This is a genomic window from Actinomycetota bacterium (assembly GCA_040757835.1).
Classification (GTDB): domain Bacteria; phylum Actinomycetota; class Geothermincolia; order Geothermincolales; family RBG-13-55-18; genus SURF-21.
Genome location: JBFLWJ010000017.1, coordinates 47,878 through 68,498, shown reverse-complemented (window position 1 = coordinate 68,498; position 20,621 = coordinate 47,878). Strand labels below are relative to the sequence as shown.

Here is a 20,621-nt window from a genome sequence, read left to right as displayed (position 1 = left end):
TGGCGGTGGCCGTTCCTCGAGTTCGTGCGCTCCTCCGATCTCTCCCGGTACTCCGCCCCGCAGATGGAAGACACCTCTGCATCCATGAGCATGCCCGCCATCAATCTCATCATCTCTCTCAGCAGGTTGAAGCCGATATTAATGGATGGGAAACTCAGTATTGAAGCCAATCCTTGGTTAAAGCCCATTGGAGAAGCTTATCCCGAGATCGAGGCAGACTACCTAAGGTTAGAACCGAAGAAAAACCGCATGAATAAAAGGAAAACGGAGGCTCTCGCCTCCGTTCGTACTAGCTGGCTCCCCGGGAGGGACTCGAACCCCCAACCTAATGGTTAACAGCCATCCGCTCTACCGGTTGAGCTACCGGGGAAAGAACTCTTTAAACTCAACTCTACCTGCTATTTTATTTTGTCAACTCGCGCACGATTCCAGATTATATGATACCACGCTGCAGGGTACAAGCGATGCGCTGGATCGATGATATGGAGAGAGCGGAATCGATCAAAAGGGGCTTCCCGTTGAATCAGACAAAGCTGTTCAAGCATAGACAATGGGCTCAAGAAGTGTATGGCAGGTGCCGATGAGAAGTTAGTGGGCGGTGTTGATGAGGTGCTCGCAAGCGAGGGGAGGCAGAGAGATGGAAGGTTACATGGAGAGAGGCGAGGAGCAAACGGCAAACCTCGCGACGAAGACGAGTTTCTTCACCCGCCGGCTTACCGGTAAACTGCAGCAGAGGGGGGTTGACGTCCCCAACTCCGTGGTCGCCTTTCTGGACACGCCACTTTGTACCCTCAATGAGCAGCAGAGCGTATACTTCGAGCAGAAGTTCTGCCCCCTTATCCCCAACATCGTGTCCGCCCTGGAGGAGATCTTCAACGAGATGGGCGCGGACCCAGAGGGTTGGGAAGATATGATGGTCTATGCCGGGAACCTGGATACCCCCATCAAGATCTGCGCCAATGCCGTGCTGATAAAGAAGGAGAAAGAGGCGGCGGACGTAGTATCGCTCGAACGAAAGAAGCAGCAGATGACGAAGAAGATATCGCTTCCCTCCTGGATCGGCCAGCTCAGTTCCAGCACGGGTTGAGGCTCAGGTGATATCGGCGTAGCTCTCGATACGCCGGAAAGCCTCGCTCAACATCCTTTCCCCGTCGATTACGCTTATACTGATGGCGTCCCTGGGGCAGACCTCCACGCACAACCCGCAGCCCTTACAGGCCTCGCCGATGCGCGCTTTCCTGTCCTCGATGGTGATGGCCTGCGCGAAGCATCGTTTGGCGCACTTACCGCAGCCGTCGCAGTCGTCGCTGATCTCGATGCTCAAGCCTTCCAGGCGGTGCATGCGGTCCCGCATGTCCTGGTACCAGGAGAGCTGGTTGCGCATGGCGATGCAACAGCAGGTACAGCAGAAGCAGAGGGTCAGGAAGTGGTCCCAGTCCTTCATCCTCACTCCCAGCCATAAGGGGTCGGGGTCCACGCGGCCGATCTGGGGGACGAGCCCTGCCGCGATGGAGCGTTCCAAGTGCTCCAGGGCTTCCTCGACTGAGACCGCCCTGCCGATACTCGGGTCTATCTGCCTGGCCCCCTCGCCCAGGAAGATGCACCCTATCTCCATGGGGTAGTCCTGGCAGCGGCACCCCATCCTGCACAGGCAGATGGGCAGGATGACGCGGTGGCAGGAACGGCGGATCATCTCCTCAACCACCTGCTTGGGTAGAACGGTTGAGCCGTCCGCGGCAAGCCCCTCGTTGATGGGGATGAAGGTCACATCGTAGTGGTCCCTGTTGACGATCCACCCGGTCAGCCTGCCGATCACCGGCCAGGCGGTGGTCTTGGCCCAGAGGTCGGTAACCGGCTGCCAGATAAGGGCAGCCGCCATGAAGGTGCGCCAATTGCGCTTGATCAGGTTCTTTCTCAAGATGATCCCCCTTTTCCCTGCTAGCCTTGCAAACCAGGCAAGATAATTCTAACCATATCAAAGGGTTCGGACTACCCCCCGAAAATCCCGCATGATGTGGATGAAGAGAAGCCACGTCCCAAGCGGTTGCTGCCCCCGGACCGCGAGGGTTAAGCGCTCAACTTTTCACCCCGATGTGGCTGGGTTAGAATTACCTTTGTGAGAGAGGGAGGCAGTGCAGGCAGATCGGCCTGGATCTATCTACGGGATATTGCCAAGGGGAAACGAACGACCGGGAGCCGCTCAATCCCGAACGTGTGAGGAACGATGCCCGAGAAGACACAGAATAAGAAGAAGATCGAAGCTCTCGAGGAAGTAAGCAAAGCAATAGTCTCCGACCTTTACCTCGGGGACATTCTCAAGCTCATCGTGCTGGTCACGGCGGAAGTGATGGATTCCAATATCTGTTCACTCCTGCTCCTGAACGACGGGGGGGACAGCCTCGAGATCCGTGCCACCCAGGCGGTGAGCGAGGCATATCTGAACAAGCCTTCGGTTAGGTTGGGAGAGGGTATCGCGGGCTTGGTCGCCCAGAGCAATCAGCCCATCCAGGTCTGGGACGTCAAATCGGACTCCCGTTATGTCAACAAGGATGTCGCCGAGAAGGAAGGCCTGTGCTCGCTCCTCAGCGTCCCCATGTCCGTTAAGGGAAGGGTTATCGGGGTGCTCAACTGCTACACATCCAGCCCCCGTGAGTTCACTCCAGATGACGTGAGCCTGCTCATCGCGGTCGCCAACCAGGCCGCAGTAGCCATCGAGAACACCGAGCTGCTGGTGAAAACGCGTATAGTCCAGGAAGAGCTGGAGACACGCAAGCTGGTGGAGAGAGCGAAGGACGTCATCGCCCGCAATCAGGATATCTCTGGGAATGAAGCTTACCGGATGATACAGCGTAAATCCATGAACACCCGCAAAAGCATGCGCGAGATCGCGGAAGCCATCATCCTTGCTGACATCGGCGAGGACTGAACCCATCGCAGACTATATCCTAACACCATCGGTGTTGCTTCGATAACTTGCAGGGAAGGAATGAATACAGACCTCCATCCTTTCCCGGGGGTAACACCATCGGTGTTGCTTCGATAACTTGCAGGGAAAGTCAATGACCAGGCAACTTTCGTATCTAATGGCCATCTAATGGCATTGGCTCCAGCTTGACACAATATCGGGTTATGTTATGATTTTTAGGCATTGGAAGCAAGACACAATGGCGTGTCTGCCTTTGGACATCGTCGTCCGGCTCTGCGGAGTCGGGCGTTTTTTATTGGAATGAACGGGGGACAGAAATAAGGAGGGAATATTATGAGTTTGAGCAAGCCGAACTCAAGCGAAGCGACCCTGACGCGCCTTCGTACGGGGAAGGATTACTGCCCTTTCAGCGGTATGTGTGTAACCTGTGTCGAAGGATGTACGGGACTCTGTGAGATCGGGAAGTCGGCATACCGGGGAGCCGAAGTACTCTATCCACAGCCATACGGAGGAAGCACGTCTGCTTCCCAGAAGGATTACCCGGTTGATTTCTCTCACTTGAATATCCTGGGCACAGCGGTGGGAGCAGTGGGCTTGGAACCTGACCCGGATGTTGCCACCTTCCCGGCAGTAGACCTGGAACTGGCTATAGGCGTCGATAAAGGGCTGAAACTCCGCCTTCCCTTTGTGATCCCGGGCCTGGGATCCACTGACGTAGCCAAGAACAACTGGGAAGGGCTGGCCATCGGCTCGGCCATTTCCGGTACGATATTAACTATTGGAGAGAATGTCTGCGGAATGGACGAGAAGTCGGTCATCGAGAATGGGAGGGTTATCGATTCTCCCGATCTCACCCGCAGGGTCAAGCTCTTTCAGGAATGGTACGACGGGTACGGTGCAGTCGTGGTGCAGTCCAATGTCGAGGACACACGCCTTGGGGTGCTGGAATACGCCCTGGACAAGCTCGGTGTGGAGATCGTGGAGCTCAAGTGGGGCCAGGGCGCGAAGGATATCGGCGGTGAGGTAAAGATACGTTCTCTCGAAAAAGCACAGATGCTGAAGGAGAGAGGCTATATAGTGCTTCCCGACCCGGAAGCGTCCTCTTCAACGGAGAACTTCTATAAGACGTTTAGTGAGTTCGAGCGCCATTCGCGAATCGGTTTTGTGGAAGAAGAGGCGTTTGTCAGCCGAGTGAAGGAGCTGCGTGATGCTGGTGCGAAGCACGTCTTCCTGAAGACCGGCGCCTACCGTCCAGCCGACCTCGCAAGGGCGGTCAAGTTCTCATCTATAGCCAAGATCGACCTTCTCACCGTGGATGGAGCGGGAGGCGGTACCGGCATGAGCCCATGGAGGATGATGAACGAGTGGGGCATCCCGACCATCCACCTCGCCGCCATGACCTATGAGTATGCCAAACGTCTGGCGGATAAGGGAGAGTACGTCCCAGACATCGCCATCGCGGGAGGATTTACCCTCGAGGATCATATCGTCAAGGCCTTGGCCTTGGGCGCCCCCTACTTTAAGCTCATCGGCATGGCCCGCTCACCCATAGCGGCTGCCATGGTGGGAAAGACCATCGGCAAGCTCATCGGAGAGGAGAACCTCCCCAAGGCCATCTCCACGTTCGGCAACAGCGTGGAGGAGATCTTTGTGGCGGTACCCGAGTTGAAGGAGCGGTACGGTGGCCGTTTCAAAGACATCCCGACTTCGGCTATCGGCATCTACACTTACTACAAACGTCTTGCCCAGGGTATACGGCAGCTGATGTGTGGCACGCGCAAGTTCGCCCTGGAATATCTCAGCCGCGACGATTTATGCTCTCTAACCAAGGAGTGCGCGGAGATCACCGGTATCCCTTATGTGATGGACCTCGACAAAGACGAAGTAGACAAGATCCTCGGTTGACAGGGGCATTATAGCGAGAGAGGCCGGGATTATTCTCCCGGCCTCGTTGTTTCACCCGGCCTTGATGCATATCAACTTGGCAGAAACCCCGAGAGACTCTTCCTCTTCGGCTGTGTCCTCGTAGCAGTGCAGGCCGAAGCCCCTCCAGGTCACCATGGAGTTGCCCATCTCACCGCCCCAGAAGATGGGCGCGATGAGGCGCCGTCCGCGAGGCTGCGGCGTCGTGATGGATGGAAGGCCACTCCCCGGCCTGCACGTACACCTCGCCCGAACCCTGCCGGAACCCGCCGCTTTCTGGTCCCCGCGCCAAGGCTTCGAGTTGAAAGGGTGAAAGCAACAACAGGCCCGCGAAGGCTATAAAGAGTACCCTGATGAACCGATCCGCTATTACACTATCTTAAATGAACTCGGGGGGTCAGGTCTCCATCGTTCTTCCATGTGTCGGGGGCAGTCCATATAATAGAGCGGAGATTCCAGGACGGGAGAGCGATTAAAGCATGGAAAAAGCGGTCATCCTGCTCGAGGACGGGAAATATTTTACCGGCACGCCCTTCGGAGCCCGGGGGACGCGGCCGGGGGAGTTGGTCTTCAATACCAGCATGACCGGGTACCAGGAGATCCTCACCGACCCCTCCTACAAGGGCCAGATCGTAACCATGACCTACCCCCTCATCGGGAACTACGGCGTCAACGCCGAGGACCTGGAATCCCCCCGCCCCCACGTGGAGGGCTTCATCGTGCGGGAGTGCTGCCGCTACCCCTCCAACTGGCGGGCCACCCACTCCCTGGACGAGTACCTGGCTGAACACGGCATCGTGGGCATCGAGGGGGTGGACACGCGTGCAGTGACCCGACACATAAGGTCCCTGGGCGCCAAGATGTGCATCATATCCACTGAGGACACGGACCTCGCTTCCCTCAGACGCAAGCTGGACGAAGCTCCCGGCTACGTGGGCGTCGACCTGGTGGCAGAGGTGGCTTGCTCGGAACCCTACCGCTGGGAGGACTCCCGCATACCGCCCATGGGCAGGGGGGTCCTGCCCGACGTCTCCGGCGGCGGGGAGCGCCCCTTGCGGGTGGTGGCCTACGACTGCGGTATCAAGCAGAACATCCTGCGCATCCTCGCCCACCTGGGCTGCGAGGTCATCGTGGTACCGGCGGATATCACCGCCTCCAAGGTGCTGCAGATGGGGCCCGACGGCATCTTCCTCTCCAATGGTCCCGGGGACCCGGCAGCGGTGACCTACCTCATCGACGAGCTGGCCAAGCTGGTGGGCGTCAAACCTATCTTCGGGATCTGCCTGGGCCACCAGATACTCGGCCTCGCCCTGGGCGGGCGCACCTTCAAGCTTAAATTCGGGCATCGCGGCGCCAACCAGCCCGTGAAGGACCTGCGCCGCGGCAACATCCTCATCACCGCCCAGAACCACGGCTTCTGTGTGGACCTGGAGGCCATTGCGGGCGAGACGGAGCCCACCTTCATCAACCTCAACGACGAGACCCTGGAGGGGTTCCGCCACAAGCGCTATCCCGCCTACTCGGTGCAGTTCCACCCCGAGGACTCGCCCGGCCCACACGATGCCGTCTACCTCTTCGGGGATTTCATCCGCGACATGCGCGCCGGACGGGGTGAGGCCCGTGCCTAAACGCACCGACCTGCGCAAGATCCTCATCATCGGGTCCGGGCCCATCATCATCTCCCAGGCCTGCGAGTTCGACTATTCCGGCACTCAGGCCTGCAAGGCCTTGCGGGAAGAGGGGTTCGAGGTGGTGCTGGTGAACTCCAACCCCGCCACCATCATGACCGACCCGGAGATGGCCGACCGCACCTATATCGAGCCCATTACCCCGGAGGTGGTGGCGCGGATCATCGCCAGGGAGCGGCCCGACGCCCTCCTGCCCACCCTGGGCGGACAGACCGGCCTCAACACCGCGGTCAAGGTAGCCGAGATGGGGGCGCTGGAAGAGTACGGGGTGGAGATGATCGGGGCCAACTACAACTCCATCCGCAAGGCGGAGGACCGCGAGCTCTTCCGCGATGCCATGGCCTCCATCGGGCTTGACCTGCCGCGCTCCGGTCTGGCGCACACCATGGAGGAGGCCCGCGAGGTGGCGGCGGAACTGGGCCTCCCCTTGATAATCCGGCCCGCCTTCACCCTGGGGGGAACCGGGGGCGGGGTGGCCTTCAACATGGAGGAGTTCGAGCGCATCGCGGCTTCAGGCATCGAGGCCTCCATGATCGACGAGATCCTCGTCGAGGAATCGGTGATCGGCTGGAAGGAATACGAGCTCGAGGTGATGCGGGACCTAAAGGACAACGTGGTCATCATCTGCTCCATCGAGAACTTCGACGCCATGGGCATCCATACCGGGGACTCCATCACCGTAGCTCCCGCCCAGACCCTGACCGACCGGGAGTACCAGCTCATGCGCGACGCCTCCATCGCCATCATCCGCGAGATCGGGGTGGAGACCGGTGGGTCCAATATCCAGTTCGCGCTGGACCCGCGCGACGGGCGCATGGTGGTCATCGAGATGAACCCCCGTGTCTCGCGCTCCAGCGCCCTGGCCTCAAAGGCTACCGGCTTCCCCATCGCCAAGATCGCCGCCAAGCTGGCCGTGGGCTACACCCTGGACGAGATACCCAACGACATAACCCGCGAGACCCCGGCGTCTTTCGAGCCCACCATCGACTACTGCGTGGTGAAGATCCCGCGCTTCACCTTCGAGAAGTTCCCCGGCGCCGACCCCGCCCTGGGCATCTCCATGAAATCGGTGGGGGAGGTCATGTCCATCGGGCGCACCTTCAAGGAGGCCCTGCAGAAGGGGATACGCTCCCTGGAGATCGGGCGCTTCGGCCTGGGCAGCGACCGCAAGGAGATGATGGACCCCGGGGCTGTGGCGGTACAGCAAGAGCGCGAGGAAGCGCTTGGAGAGGTGAGGGAGAAGCTCACCACTCCCAACGCCGAGCGCCTTTATTATCTGCGCTACGGTTTCAAGCTGGGGATGAGCGTGCGGGAGATGTACGAGATATCCCACATCGACCCCTGGTTCCTTAACAACATGCGGGAGATCGTGGAGATGGAGGAAAGCCTAAGCGGCTGCGCCCTGGAGGAGCTGGACGACGCCGGGCTATTCCGCGCCAAGTCCTTCGGGTTCTCGGACCTGCAACTGGGCATGCTCACCGGCAGCAGTGAAGCGGCGGTGAGGGAGAGGCGCGCACGCTCCTCCATCCGCCCCGCGTATAAGCTGGTGGACACCTGTGCGGCTGAGTTCGAGGCCTACACCCCCTATTACTACTCCTGTTACGAACAGGAGGAGGAGCCCCTGGCCGGGTCCCACGCCTCCGCAACCAAGCCTAAGGTGATGATCCTCGGAGGCGGGCCCAACCGCATCGGGCAGGGGATCGAGTTCGACTACTGCTGCGTGCACGCCTCCTTCGCCCTGCGCGAGGAGGGCTACGAGTCGATCATGGTAAATAACAACCCCGAGACGGTCTCCACGGACTACGACACCTCGGACCGCCTCTACTTCGAGCCCCTGACCCTGGAGGACGTGCTGGAGATAGTGGAGCGGGAGCAGCCCGAGGGCATCATCGTGCAGTTCGGGGGGCAGACGCCCCTGAACCTGGCCGTCCCCCTCATGCGCGCGGGCGCACCCATCATCGGCACCAGCCCCGACTCCATCGACCGCGCCGAGGACCGCGACCGCTTCAAGGAGTTGCTGCACAAACTTGGCCTGCGCCAGCCCGAGAACGGCACCGCCAGGTCCTTCGAGGAGGCGCTGCAGGTGGCCCGCCGCATCGGCTACCCCGCGGTGGTGCGCCCCTCATACGTGCTGGGGGGCCGCGGCATGGAGATCGTCTACGACGACCAGTCCCTGGAGGAGTTCATGCGCGGCGCCACCGAGGTCTCGCCTGACCACCCCGTGCTCATCGACAAGTTCCTCGAGGAGGCGGTGGAGATCGACGTGGACGCGGTCTGCGACGGCCGCGACGTGGTGGTGGCTGGGGTCATGGAGCACATCGAGGAGGCGGGGGTGCACTCCGGCGATTCCGCCTGCGCCATCCCGCCCTTCTCCCTGGGCGAGGCCATGGTCGACGAGATCAAAGATGCCACTTACGCCCTGGCCAGGGAACTGGGCGTGGTGGGGCTGATGAACGTGCAGTACGCGGTGAAGGACGAGCGCCTCTACGTGCTGGAGGTCAATCCCCGCGCCTCGCGCACCGTGCCCTTCGTCTCCAAGGCCACCGGCGTCTCCTGGGCCAAGGTGGCGACCAAGCTGATGATCGGGAAGACCCTGCGCGAGCTGGGCATCACCCGCGAGGTGGATATAGACCACATCGCGGTCAAGGAGGCGGTGCTGCCGTTCAACCGCTTCTCCGGGGTGGACACCATCCTGGGCCCGGAGATGCGTTCCACCGGTGAGGTCATGGGGATAGACCGCGACCTGGGCATGGCCTACGCCAAGAGCCAGATAGCGGCGGGGTCCCTGCTGCCCCGCGAGGGCAACATCTTCGTGAGCGTCAAGGACAGCGACAAGCGGGACATCGTGCACATCTCGCGCCGCCTGGCGGAGCTGGGGTTCAATATCCTCGCCACGCGGGGGACCGCCGAGGTGTTGCGCCGCAACGGCGTGGAGGTAGAGGTGCTGAACAAGATGCACGAGGGGCGGCCCCACGTCGTGGACTTCATGAAGAACCGCGAGATGCAGTTGATCATCAACACCCCGTCGGGAAAGAGGCAGCGTGCCGACCAGTGGTCCATCCGCAGCTACGCCGTCCTCTACAACATCCCGCTCATCACCACCATGAGCGCCGCCCGCGCCGCCCTGCACGGCATGGAATCACTCATCGAGAGGGGCATGGAGGTAAAGCCGCTGCAGGACTGGCACGCCTAGTGCACTAGTCCCGTCATTCCTCCGTGGGGTTGATGAGCCGGCTGATCATGATATGGCTGGGCACATCGTAATATTCCAGGCTGAGGTGGTAGTCATCCCACTCGTCTCCCCGCGGGAGGTTCTCCCCCCAAAAGACCAGGGTCATGGAACGGACTGCATTCGGGGGAATGCTGGATACGCTGGCCGGGGCCTGTTCGCAGACGGAGCTGTAATTCATGGGGTTATAGATGCTCTGCCGCGCTGTCGGATTGGCGGGATCTTCATTGCTCGCCAACACCAGCTTGAACCCCTTGGGGTTGAGGTCGAGGTTGGCCGGTGAGGTATTCCTGCCCTCCATTTCCACGATGAGTCTTCTGGCCCCATTGCTCTCTTCGAGGCGGGAAGAGAGAACCGAGATCTCCATATCATCCGCACCGACCAGTGCCCCTCCGACCTTGACGTTGCTGCGGTCCAGATCCAGGCTGGTGATGAACCATAGGAACAGGCCGAAGATGACCAGCGGGATCATGAAGATCAAGAAAGTCCTCGAGGTGAACAAAACCCAACCTCCCGCTTCCGGCCGCGGAGTGTGGGCCTGTTTTTGTGTCCCTTTTCCGCCCTGAAATAAATCTCGTCCTTACAGAATTATACTACTTTCGCGCCCCATCATCCTCCCCCGCGCTGCCTCAGGCGAGAGCGGAGGCGATGCGCTCGGCGTCCCCGGAGCGCAGCGCGCCGATGATGCCCGCATAGGTCTTCGCGGCTGCGATACCCTGCCCGTCCGTCTCCCTTACCTCGCCGCGCGAGAAGTCGTATTCGTACAGGCCGAAACGGGGCTCGAAGCTCCCCCATTCGTAGTTGTCAGTGAGCGACCAGAACGAGTAAGACTGGACGGGAACGCCCTCTTGGACGCATCTCAGGACCTCGCCCAGCATGTTCTTGAGGAAGGTGTCGCGGGTGAGGCCGTCCTTGCGTGAAACCGCCGCGCCATCTCTGGGTTGGCGGTGGCACATGCCGCTCTCCAGCACGTAGATGGGGAGCTGCCCCGCGCCCTCCGCGTAGCCGCGGATCACCTCCCCGAACTCGTGGGGGTCGTAACGGTTTTCCCACAGGGGGGTGTGCAGCAGCGGCTCTCGCTCCCTCAGGCGGCGCGGCGTGGGCAGCTTGGGGGCCATGGCGGGGGAGAAGGGGTCGTATATGTCCAGGCCCAGGTAATCGACGAGCGTGGTGCGAGGAGAAGCGTAGATGGCATCGATGGCCCGCGCGGAGCGGAGCGGATCTGCCAGCCTGCCGTAGAACTTGTTGATGAAGAGGTAGTAAAGGGTCTGGAAAGACCTGCGCCCCCACCTCTCCTCCGCCAGGCGGCTGAACCTGCGGTCCCAGGCCTGTCTTTTTGTCCTCATGTGCGTCTCCAGGCCGGCCCTGGTTACTCCGAGTGAGGGCGCGCGCACGAGGTCGAACCCGGCCTTGTCCAGGACATAGAAACACATGCAGTAGTTGTTGAAGCTCACCCGGGGAGCGCCCCAGCCCATCTCCTCGTAGACGTCGTGGAGCGCATTGTAGGCGCGCACGTGGGCGATGGTCAGGTTCTCGGAGGCGTGCCGGGCGGCTCGGATACCCGACTTGCCGTGGGGGTGCTCTCCGGTGACGTAGGTGAGTAATCCCAGGAGATTGGGCTCGTTTATGGTCACCCAGATGCGGATGGGCCTCTTGCCGGCGTCTATGAGCCGCCCGTTTACGCTCCTCGCGGCGCGTGCCGCGAAGGCGGCGAAGAGGTCGGGGGACGAATCGTCGAGCCACAGGTCCGCGCCGCACCAGGCGGGGTGGGTGAAATGGTGCAGGGTGACCACCGGCTCCATCCCCGCGTCGATGACCGTGCCCACGATATCCGCGTAGCGGTCCGCGGCGTCCTCGTCCCAGGGTGGAGGTGAGGACTTGCCGGTGAAAGTGGAGGGCTGCAGACGCGCCCATTCCAGGCTCAGGCGGAAGGCGTTCAACCCCAGGGAGGCGGCCAGGTCCACGTGTTCGCGGTACCTTTCCCAGAAGCGGCAGGTCTCGCCAGGGTCCTCGACCTTGCCCTCCCTCTCCCATTCCGCCCAGTTGTTGAAAGGCCCGCCGGCGCGGTTGTATCCCCCTTCAACCTGGTAAGCGGCGTTGCTCACCCCGAAGAGGAAGTCGGGGGGCAGCGCGCAAGTGTCCTGCTTTTCCATGGCACCCCTCCAGGCGGAAATCGATTACTGTCTCATTATAGCTTCCAGGCGTAGGATAAACCGGCGTGTCCGTCAGCGGCATGGCTATATCCGGACCAATCACTGGTCGCGGGTGAGGGGGGACTTCCCTAGACAGCCACTACGCGGATATCCAGGCTACCATCATCATGCAGATTATAATCGATGCTACTCTCCCTGCCGGTTAGCAGTTCAAAAACGCCATAGAGGATTCCAGCCACCAGCAGGGGCGGGCGGGCGTTCTCCACCCTGGCCTGGAGCCTGCCGTCGTCGATCTCGTACTCGACCAGGTTGCCCATTCCTCTCAGCGCGAAGAAATGGCGTACGTATGAGCGGCCCTGCGCCATCTCTTCTTTCCCCAGGTTGTTCAACACATAATCCCGTTGGGCCCGCAGGATTATCTCGGCGAACTCCTTGCCCAACTCCGCTTCCAACTCTCTCAATACCGCGTCTATCTGTTCGATACCCATGGAGGCCATGCGCCTTCCGGTGACGGTGTCCGTTATGACGCCCTCTTCGGTATCGAAACGCCATTGCTTGAGGTCGATGGGAGCACCGCAGGACGGGCAGGTGTCGAAGGCGATGTCGCCAGGCTTGGGAACGAGGATCTCGGCTTCAAGGCGGGAGGTAAGCTCTTCCTCCAGCTCGTTGCCCCGCTCGATCCTGATCAGGTACCCATCGCTCTCTTCCTCGATGCTGACATTCGCGGGGAGCCTTTCGGTCACGTTGAAGGTCGCGACGAGGTCGCCGGTGAGCAGGGGCATGCTGTACACGTTGCGGGCGAAGACGATGACGTATTCGCCACGCCTTATGTCCCGGATCTCGAAATGTCCATAGCCGAACGTGGCGCCCAGGCTGGCGATGGTGTTGTAGACGCGGCGCCGCCCCACCGTCCTGGCAAGAAGGCCGGTAATGCCGGAGAAATAACTTTCCAGGAACTCCAGGCTGTTCTTTCTCTTGCCCTCGGCGACGACGCGGTTAACGGATTGTCCCACCAGCTTCTCGATGTTTCTGAAGAGGCCATCGATGCCTTCCACTTCATACAGGAGGCTCCTCTGACCGGGGGTCCTGAGTGCGTCGATGGTGCCGTTGTCCTCCCATCTGGATCCCCGCGAGATCTCAATGGGTACCCCGCAATCCGCGCAAACCATTATCTTCTTCATCTCTCCCTCCCGCGTTTTTCGCAATAGGTCTCGGTCCCCCCGGCGTGCTGCTCCAGCCTCGTCAAAACGGAGAGACATGCGATTATCATCGGCAAATGCGACTTATTAACTTAGTACCCCGCGGGCGTGAGGGCGAAACGTCCTGTCCCCGCTCCGGGGGAGATGGCCACGTGCTTCTCCGCGCTGGAATCGCTGGAGTTTATCAGGAGGGCCGCTGGGGAATTCTCTTTGTGAAGGGAGGGACGATGAAGGAAATACGCGTACATGGCCGTGGCGGCATGGGGAACGTCACCGCCGCCGAGTTGCTGGCCCAGGCCGCTTTCGCCGACGGCAAGTGCTCCCAGGCGTTTCCCAGTTTCGGAGCCGAGAGACAGGGGGCTCCGGTGGTCGCCTTCGTGCGTATCAGCGACAAACCCATCAGTCTGCGGCAGCAGGTATACGAGCCGGATTACCTCATCGTCCAGGACCCGGGCCTGCTATATTCCGGGGACGTCATGGAGGGCTTGAAGCCGGGCGGCGCCGTGCTGGTCAACACCAACCGGCCCGGCGAGGAGCTGCCCATAGCGGCCGGCTTCAAGATCTATACCGTTCCAGCGCTGCAGGTAGCATACGAGGTCATCGGGCAGCCTTTCTTCAACGTGGTCATGGTGGGGGCGTTCGCTTGCGCCACGGGATTGGTCCGATTGGAAGCGGTTACCGATGCTATCCGAGAGCGCTTTCCCGGTGAGCTGGGGGAGAAAGAGGCAGAGGCCACCAGGGTGGCATGCGAACGTATAGGGGAGTGCGGCTGATGCGCGTCTTCGTAGGCAGGAGGGGCAGGCCGGGCACCAGCCTGGAGAACCAGACCAGGGCCTGGCGCGGCAAACACCCGGTATACAAGCAGAAGGACTGCATCGGATGCCAGAGATGCTTCCTGGGATGTCCCGAGGGCACCGTCTACCAGATAGAGAAGAAGAAGTTCGACGTCAACCTGGACTACTGCAAGGGTTGTGGTATCTGCGCCCACGAATGCCCGGTGGACGATATCGACATGGTGCTCGAGGAAGGATGCGAGATTCCCGAGGCGATGCTGAAAGACGGCAGGGAAGGGCAGCAAGGGAAAGGGAAGTGATGGCGTGAAGACGATACTCGAGGGCTCCGTGGCGGTGGCCGAGGCGGTGCGCTTGTGCCGCCCGGACATGGTCTGCGCCTACCCAATCACGCCCCAGACCCACATCGTGGAGGAGCTGTCGCGCATGGTGGCGGACGGCCGCCTCGACGCCGGCTACGTGCTGGCGGAGAGCGAGTTCGGAGCCGCCTCCATCGTCCTCGGCGGCAGCGCCGTGGGGGGCCGCACCTACACCGCCACCAGCTCGCAGGGGCTGCTGCTCATGGTGGAGGTGATCTTCAACATCGCGGGGCTGCGCCTGCCGGTGGTGATGACCTGCGCCAACCGCGCCGTCTCCGCGCCCATCAACATCTGGAACGACCAGCAGGACGCGGTGTCCATCCGCGATTCCGGCTGGATCCAGCTATTCGTGGAGGACAACCAGGAGGCGGTGGACACCCACATCCAGGCCTTCAAGATCGCCGAGGAGCTGATGATCCCGGTGATGGTGTGCATGGACGGCTACGTGCTCACCCACACATGGGAGCCGGTGGACATACCCGGGCAGGAGGAGGTCGACCGCTTCCTGCCGCCTTACCGGCCTGCCGACAGGCTGGACCCGGACGACCCCTTCACCATGGGATCCATGGTGGGCCCAGACGCCTACATGGAGACGCGCTACAACGTGCACATGGACATGATGGAGGCGCGCCAGGTGATCAAGCGGGTCTGCGAGGAGTACCGCGAGGCCTTCGGCCGCGGCGGCACCGGCGTCATCGACTCCTATGGCATGGAAGGCGCGGAGGTGGTGCTGGTCTCCATGGGCTCCCTCCTCGGCACCATGCGCGTGGCCGTGGACGAGCTGCGCGAGGAGGAGGGCCTCAAGGTGGGCCTGATCAAGGTGCGCTGTTTCCGGCCCTTCCCCAAGGACGCCATCCACGATGCGGTCAAGGAGACCCAGACGGTGGGGGTGATCGAGAAGGATATCTCGCTGGGCCTGGAGGGCACGCTCTGCTCGGAGCTGCGCGCCGCCTTCTGCGGCGAGGACTCGCCGGAGATATCCAGTTTCATCATGGGCCTTGGCGGCAGGGACATCACCGTCGAGGAGATAAAGCAGGTGGCGCGGGACCTGGCCGCGAACCCCGCCTGCCGCGTGGAGTTCCGCGGACTCAGGGAGGAACTGCTCAAGGGAGACGAGGGATGATGGAGAGGGAAGAGGGGCGCATCATCAACCTCATGGAACCGGGGCATACCGGGTGCGCGGGCTGCGGCCAGGCCATAGGCGCGCGGCTGGTGATAAAGGCGGCCGGTCCGCGCACCATCATCGCCAACGCCACCGGGTGCCTGGAGGTCTATACGACGACCTACCCGCGGACCTCCTGGGAGGTCCCCTGGATCCACTCCCTCTTCGAGAACGCCGCGGCGGTGGCTTCCGGCATGGAGGTCACCCTCAAGGCCATGGGGCGCTACGAGGGCGTGAATATCATCGCCCAGGCCGGCGACGGAGGCACGGCGGACATCGGCATGGGGTGCATCAGCGGTATGTTCGAGCGTGGGCACGACATCCTCTACGTCTGTTACGACAACGAGGGCTACATGAACACCGGGTATCAGCGCTCCAGTCTTACGCCGCCGGGGGCGCGCACCACCACCAGCCCGCCGGGGCGTAAGACTTGGGGCAACGTCACGCGCAAGAAAAACATGCCCCTCATCGCCGTTGCCCACGGCGTTCCCTACGTGGCCACCGCGACCCCGGCCGAGCCGCGCGACCTCATGCGCAAGGTGCAGAAGGCCCTCGAGATAGAGGGGCCTAAGTACCTGCACTTGCTGGTGCCCTGCGTCCCCGGGTGGGGGATAGAATCTCATCTATCGCAGGAGATGGCCCGCCTGGCCACCGAGACCTTCCTCTTCCCGCTCTTCGAGATAGAGAACGGCGTGATCACCAAGGTGAAGAAGGTCAAGGATCGCAGGCCGGTGGAGGATTACCTACGCCCGCAGAAGCGCTTCGCCCATCTCTTCAAGCCAGGGGGTGAACCCATCCTGGAGGAGTTAAGGCTGATGGCGGAGGAGAACTCCCGCCTGGAGCCGGGACCCGCCACCCTCACCGGCGCCTGACAAGCTCGGCCCCTATTCAAGGATTCCGGCCAAAATACGGATAATCAATATGTATATAGATGAATCATTGGAGGCGGAATCATGAAGAAAGATCGCATCAAACTCTGCCCGGGATGCGGCGTGCCCAAGCGTATCACCAGGGAGAACATCTGGCAGAGCAACGGCAAGATCGTATCGAGGAAGGACCCCTCTCACCGTATGGTCTTCATCGAAGATGACAGCATCTGCGGCGTATTCGGAAGGATCGAGGAGATCCTGGGGCTCTCCATCGAGCGCATCATCGTGGAGAGCGAAAGGAAGCTCGCCTACGATTATGTCAGCCATTTCGTCCCGGGGATCGTGAGGAAGTTCGTGCGCCTGACCCATATAGACCTTTCGTCGCGAAGCACGGCCTTGCAGGGCCAGCTCATGGGTTTTGGAGACATCGAGATCATCTCCAAGCGCCTCAAGGGAGACGAGGGCGACTATATCAAGCTTGGGGTGAAGAACGCCTGGTTTCCTGCGGCCCTCAGCGGCATAGTGGCCGGCTCCATGGAGGCGTTGATCGGTAAGGAATGCGCGGCTACCTATGAGGAGATATCACCCGGCTACTACGAATTCACGACCTCGGTCTCGACCAGGGACAGGGTGCTCGAGGAGAGGTTGCCGCTGCCGGAATACTCTAACAAGGAGGGAGATATCACCCTCGAGAGGTGCGGCACCTGTGGCGGGCCTGCCGCCCTCAAGGGCTTCGAATGGCAGATCGGCCCGGGGATGATCGCGAACAGGCAGAGCGGTCAGCGCGTGGTCCTTACCGGTCCGGGTGAGTACGAGACTATCTTCAAGGAGCTGGAGAAGGAGTTGGGTGAGGATATAACCAGGGCGGTGATCGAGGCGCAGAGGGGGTTTGTGAAGGGCGGCCCCCTCAGTGCCGAGGATACGCGGGACCCCGCGAGACTCCGGACACAGTTGGCCTTCAGGGGCCTGGGAAACCTGGCGGAGTGCGAATGGGTGGATGGGCGGATGCGCATGCGCCTGGAAAACCCGTGCATTGCTCCTGTGCTCATCGGATTGGCGCTCGGCCTGTTCGAGCAGGCTACCGGCGGAGGAGGGTTAGCGGACTGGGAACAGGCCGCGGACGGCGACCTTGATATAGAGATCTCGCCGCGGACTTGAGGCGGACTGGTCGACAAGCTCTCTTCAATCAGATGGCGGCGGTGACGCCGGACCTCAGGGTGGCGCTGTCCCGGGCTCCCAGTTCGCGGCCGTTCACGGTAAGGCGCAATGGCGCGCCGTCGTGCTCGCACACGATCCTGAGTTCCCTCGCTCCAGGCAGCTGGGATTCGATGCGCAGGTGTAGAGTGTCTCCCTCGCGTTCGTAAGCGGTCACCCTGCAACCGTCGATACCGAAAGCCCGGCCGGCCCGCACATCCACGAAGACCTGGCCGTGCCGCGAGAGTATACGGGCGGCCGCATAAAGGGAGGAGCCGGCCCCCCAGTCGAGCATGAGGTAGCCGGGAGTGGGTACATCGTAGCCGAAGTGAGCGTAGTTCTCCTCGATGCCTCCGAGGACCGAAGGGCGGAGGGGTACGTAGGGCTCGCGGCCCAGGTACATGGTGGTGAAACAGGCACGCAGCGTGGCGATGCCGCGCTCGAAGTATTCCGGCTCACCCGTGGCATGGTAATAGTCGATAAGCAGGGGGGCTATCAGGCCTTGACGGGCATCGTTCCATTCCGCATCGGTGTTCTGGGAAGCGAAGCCGCCGAATGCGTCGATGGAGAGAAACGGCGGACCCCACACCTGGTGATATGCGAGGAGGCGGTCAAGTGCTCTGCGCCCGGCCTCCAGGTAGCGGTCCTCGCCGCAGGCCTGGAAGAGGTGCAGGAAGGCGGCCGCGGTCCAGAAGACGCACATGGTGTTTTCCGGACGGCAGCCACTGCGGGGATCGGTCCAGCCGACGGGTTTGGGGGAACACGAGAAGAAAGTCTCATAGTCGTACCATGTATTGGGAGCTACTACCCTGTCGATGAGGAAATCACCACCCGCCCTTGCGTTGCGCAGGTACCGGTCCTCACCGGTGATAAGCGCGAGCAGCGCCAGGAACATGACCGCGGAAGCGGACTCGGCGCTCTCCGCCAGACAGGGATCGATAACTGCCTTTCCGCGCTTGAACCCGAACCATGCCGGGAAGGCCCCGCCGGGGAGCTGGAGCTTCATGACTTCGTCGGCCTGCCTGCGGCAGGCTTCGACCATACCGGGCTCCTCGCCCAGGTCACGGCACCACTCAAGGAGGTGGTAGGCGGTGGTACAGCTGTCGGCGAGGTGGTAGCGGTCAAGAACGGTGAACCCACGCGTCCCCTTTCTCCAGACCATTTTTTCACCCACGAGGTAGAGCACGGCCGGGAAGAACCCGTGCGGGCGAGGAGATGCCAGGGCGAACCGCGGGACTTGCGAAGCCCTGGCCTCGAGTTCCGTATCCTCTTTCTCGTGCGCGAGCCAGACGGCTCCATATGCGGAGCGCACATTGTTGAACCAGCTCTGCAGCTCTATCACCGAAGGGGATGCGCCGGGGTTCGAACCCAGTGACCGGCGCAGCAGGCGGTAGAGCACAGGACGGCTGGTGACGTGGGAAGCCCCGAACCTGAGTATGAAGGCGTAGAGGCCCGGCAGGAGGATGAAGGCGGTATTGGTGAGCCTGTCCCTGCGCAGAGGGGGGAACATGGAGTTCATGTTGTATGCGTAGGCACCGCCGCAACGTACTCCACCCATGTCCAGGTCGGTCCAGTTCTCATCGTTGAGAAACGCCCACTTCCCGGCCATCTCGGCCGCCTGATCAAGGGGAAGCCGCTGCGGACCGGGTCCGGCCATACGCTTGCGGCCGTAGTTCTCCCACAGGAACGAATTGATCCTGCGGTGGAGTCCGGCTCCCGTATCCCGGGTGACGAATACGTAGTAAGCAAGCACGGCCTCCTGGTCCTTTGCCAGGTAAAAACCGGGGAGGGAGCGGGCGTAGAAATAGACGTGGCCCTTCACGCGGTGCCCCACGATGCCGTAGGTTATGGTGTTCCCCTTAAGGGTAAAAGCCGTCCTCAAACGCGCCCGGTTGAGCTCGCTCAAGGATGTGAGGTCCGGCACCATGGCCAGCGTCGCCGGCTCCCCCTCCAGAATGGCGCATGGTGAGCGGAATATCTGGTCGGGTGCGACCATCTTGTCCTTGGGGTGGAGGTGGGGGACGAAGCGGAAAGCGTCTTCGCCGGGAGGGCTGGTCAGGTCGAGCGATGCCATGCAGCTGACCAGGTAGGTCCTGCGCTTGGCCCGCAACCTGTGTTCCATGCGGAAGACGCCCTCGCCGACACCGAGGAGCGAGTTCTCGATATCCAGGGATGCCTCGGGATGCGGTCGGCGCGCCAGCGTGTATGGACCTCTGGTGAACACATCAAGCAGTGGGGAGCCCTCGGCGATCAGCTTCTCCCCGCCGGTCTCCTCGAGATAGATGGCCAGGGAAGGTATGCCCGATGGCGTGGACAGCACGGGGACAAACCGGCCCTCATCCCGCATGGATATCCGATCAGACTCTCCAGGCATCGTTCCGCCTTATCAGACCCGATACATGTCCCGCATGATGCTTCGAATAGAACGAAACCCCGCTGTGCGGGGCCTTCGCAGGCTGTTACGTACCGTTCTAGCGTGCGGCCAGACCGTAGATGAGGTAATCAGTGACCGCATCCGCGACACGGGGTATGTCAACGTTCTGGTTGAGCATGAAGAGCTGCAGCCCCACGTGCTGCGGGGTTCCGGCCACCACGGTGGCGACGATGTCCACGTCCATCGGGCGGAACATCCCCTTCTCGATGCCCCGGTTCAGCAAGACCTTCACCATCTCCGCGACGCGCTGCTGCCATTCCACGATGCGGAAGTCGATCTCCGGGTTCATCCCCATGACTTCCTTGATATAGATGGCCGAGAACTCCCAGTTCTCGCTGAAGAACTTGTACAGCTCGAGTATGGTATTGGAGGTCTTCTGCTTGAGCTCCTCCAGGGTGACGGGGATATCGCCCAGTTCCCTCGCCACGATTTCGAACATGTTGTTCAATATGCCTTCCACCAACTCGACGAAGAGGTCTTTCTTGCTGTCGAAGTAGCTGTAGAAGGTGGCGCGGGCCACGTGCGCCTCCTGCAGGATATCCTCGACCGAGCAGCGATTGAATCCCTTACGGGAGAAGATCCGAATACCCGCGTTCACTATGTCCGCTCTCTTATCTCGCCTTGGCAATTTGCTTCCTCCTCCTTGGCTGCTGAATAACTCCGGGATTTTTATATATTTTCCACAATCTTTACA

At 61.4% G+C, this 20,621-nt stretch carries 17 protein-coding genes and 1 tRNA gene; 10 read left to right on the top strand and 8 right to left on the bottom strand.

Annotated features, from left to right (window positions below):
• Together AB1384_12725 and AB1384_12720 are read right to left on the bottom strand one after the other, a co-directional pair.
• Nucleotides 1-188, bottom strand: a 188-nt coding sequence (locus AB1384_12725; GenBank protein MEW6555135.1) for a transposase, incomplete at its 3' end; no start/stop codon positions are given.
• 106 nt (nucleotides 189-294) lie between these two features.
• A tRNA-Asn gene (locus AB1384_12720) sits at nucleotides 295-370 on the bottom strand.
• Between the two features lie 267 nt (nucleotides 371-637).
• Here AB1384_12720 and AB1384_12715 point away from each other — a divergent pair.
• Nucleotides 638-1,087 carry a hypothetical protein gene (locus AB1384_12715; GenBank protein ID MEW6555134.1) on the top strand — a complete coding sequence of 150 codons (450 nt, stop codon included), beginning with the start codon at nucleotides 638-640 and terminating at the stop codon, nucleotides 1,085-1,087.
• Nucleotides 1,088-1,090: 3 nt separating this feature from the next.
• Here the strand turns inward: AB1384_12715 and AB1384_12710 are convergent, their stop codons facing one another.
• Nucleotides 1,091-1,918, bottom strand: coding sequence for a 4Fe-4S binding protein (locus AB1384_12710; protein ID MEW6555133.1), 828 nt, complete (start codon nucleotides 1,916-1,918; stop codon nucleotides 1,091-1,093).
• Nucleotides 1,919-2,224: 306 nt separating this feature from the next.
• On the opposite strand from AB1384_12710, the gene AB1384_12705 reads away from it, so the two are divergent.
• The 4 genes from AB1384_12705 (at nucleotide 2,225) to carB (ending at nucleotide 9,730) form a co-directional block, all read left to right on the top strand.
• Nucleotides 2,225-2,926: a GAF and ANTAR domain-containing protein gene (locus AB1384_12705; protein ID MEW6555132.1), complete on the top strand. Its 702-nt coding sequence runs from the start codon at nucleotides 2,225-2,227 to the stop codon at nucleotides 2,924-2,926.
• A gap of 333 nt (nucleotides 2,927-3,259) precedes the next feature.
• A complete protein-coding gene (locus AB1384_12700; protein ID MEW6555131.1) occupies nucleotides 3,260-4,831 on the top strand; it encodes an FMN-binding glutamate synthase family protein in 1,572 nt (523 codons plus the stop codon).
• Between the two features lie 497 nt (nucleotides 4,832-5,328).
• Nucleotides 5,329-6,477, top strand: coding sequence for a glutamine-hydrolyzing carbamoyl-phosphate synthase small subunit (gene carA / locus AB1384_12695; GenBank protein ID MEW6555130.1), 1,149 nt, complete (start codon nucleotides 5,329-5,331; stop codon nucleotides 6,475-6,477).
• Nucleotides 6,470-9,730 (top strand): carbamoyl-phosphate synthase large subunit, encoded by a 3,261-nt coding sequence (carB, locus tag AB1384_12690; GenBank protein MEW6555129.1) that lies wholly within the window; start codon nucleotides 6,470-6,472, stop codon nucleotides 9,728-9,730. The genes carA and carB overlap by 8 nt, the downstream gene beginning before the upstream one ends.
• Nucleotides 9,731-9,743: 13 nt before the next feature.
• On the opposite strand, the gene AB1384_12685 is transcribed toward carB, so the two are convergent.
• From AB1384_12685 to AB1384_12675, 3 genes are all read right to left on the bottom strand, one after another.
• Nucleotides 9,744-10,268: a hypothetical protein gene (locus AB1384_12685; GenBank protein MEW6555128.1), complete on the bottom strand. Its 525-nt coding sequence runs from the start codon at nucleotides 10,266-10,268 to the stop codon at nucleotides 9,744-9,746.
• A gap of 127 nt (nucleotides 10,269-10,395) precedes the next feature.
• The gene (locus AB1384_12680) at nucleotides 10,396-11,919 is read right to left on the bottom strand and encodes a family 1 glycosylhydrolase (GenBank protein ID MEW6555127.1); all 1,524 of its coding nucleotides are present in this window, start codon (nucleotides 11,917-11,919) and stop codon (nucleotides 10,396-10,398) included.
• A gap of 128 nt (nucleotides 11,920-12,047) precedes the next feature.
• Entirely contained in the window at nucleotides 12,048-13,100 is a 1,053-nt protein-coding gene (locus AB1384_12675; GenBank protein MEW6555126.1) for a hypothetical protein, read from the bottom strand.
• A gap of 245 nt (nucleotides 13,101-13,345) precedes the next feature.
• Here AB1384_12675 and AB1384_12670 point away from each other — a divergent pair, with 245 nt between their 5' ends.
• The 5 genes from AB1384_12670 to AB1384_12650 all read left to right on the top strand — a co-directional run bounded on the left by AB1384_12670 (nucleotide 13,346) and on the right by AB1384_12650 (nucleotide 17,457).
• A complete protein-coding gene (locus tag AB1384_12670) occupies nucleotides 13,346-13,891 on the top strand; it encodes a pyruvate ferredoxin oxidoreductase subunit gamma (protein MEW6555125.1) in 546 nt (181 codons plus the stop codon).
• Nucleotides 13,891-14,211, top strand: coding sequence for a 4Fe-4S dicluster-binding protein (locus AB1384_12665; protein ID MEW6555124.1), 321 nt, complete (start codon nucleotides 13,891-13,893; stop codon nucleotides 14,209-14,211). The genes AB1384_12670 and AB1384_12665 overlap by 1 nt, the downstream gene beginning before the upstream one ends.
• A 4-nt stretch (nucleotides 14,212-14,215) precedes the next feature.
• Nucleotides 14,216-15,391, top strand: coding sequence for a transketolase C-terminal domain-containing protein (locus tag AB1384_12660; protein ID MEW6555123.1), 1,176 nt, complete (start codon nucleotides 14,216-14,218; stop codon nucleotides 15,389-15,391).
• Nucleotides 15,388-16,302: a thiamine pyrophosphate-dependent enzyme gene (locus tag AB1384_12655; protein ID MEW6555122.1), complete on the top strand. Its 915-nt coding sequence runs from the start codon at nucleotides 15,388-15,390 to the stop codon at nucleotides 16,300-16,302. The genes AB1384_12660 and AB1384_12655 overlap by 4 nt, the downstream gene beginning before the upstream one ends.
• An 81-nt stretch (nucleotides 16,303-16,383) precedes the next feature.
• Nucleotides 16,384-17,457: a hypothetical protein gene (locus tag AB1384_12650; GenBank protein ID MEW6555121.1), complete on the top strand. Its 1,074-nt coding sequence runs from the start codon at nucleotides 16,384-16,386 to the stop codon at nucleotides 17,455-17,457.
• Between the two features lie 28 nt (nucleotides 17,458-17,485).
• On the opposite strand, the gene AB1384_12645 is transcribed toward AB1384_12650, so the two are convergent.
• Together AB1384_12645 and AB1384_12640 are read right to left on the bottom strand one after the other, a co-directional pair.
• Nucleotides 17,486-19,867 (bottom strand): hypothetical protein, encoded by a 2,382-nt coding sequence (locus tag AB1384_12645; GenBank protein MEW6555120.1) that lies wholly within the window; start codon nucleotides 19,865-19,867, stop codon nucleotides 17,486-17,488.
• A 97-nt stretch (nucleotides 19,868-19,964) separates the two neighbouring features.
• Nucleotides 19,965-20,555 (bottom strand): TetR/AcrR family transcriptional regulator, encoded by a 591-nt coding sequence (locus AB1384_12640; GenBank protein ID MEW6555119.1) that lies wholly within the window; start codon nucleotides 20,553-20,555, stop codon nucleotides 19,965-19,967.
• Nucleotides 20,556-20,621 lie beyond the last annotated feature (66 nt).